At 23.2% G+C, this 327-nt stretch carries 1 pseudogene; it reads left to right on the top strand.

What is annotated here, in order from left to right:
- Positions 1-107: 107 nt before the first annotated feature.
- Positions 108-327, top strand: a pseudogene (locus LUA84_RS03595) (hypothetical protein); the annotation flags it as partial.

Genomic DNA, 327 nt, shown 5'->3' on the forward strand with positions numbered 1-327 from the left:
AAGAGATGATTATATAAAAAGTATGTCTGATTTAATTTTGGAGATGTTTCTATATGATATAATAAAAAATGATGAGAATTAATTAAAAATAGTTGCTGAAAAATCCAATGCAAAACCATGAAGAAATAAAAAATGATCCTTATAAAATAAAATGGACAAAAGAACTTGTAGAAGAATTGAAAAAGGATGAGAGAATAAAGAGAGCATTATCAAGTATTACTTGGATAAAAAAATATTTAGAAAGAGAAAAAAAGGAAGAAAAAGAAGAAAAAAAGGAAGAAAAAAAAGAGGAAAAGAAAGAATCAGGTATTTCATTAATATTTCCAA

It is taken from the genome of Candidatus Nanopusillus massiliensis (genome assembly GCF_920984865.1).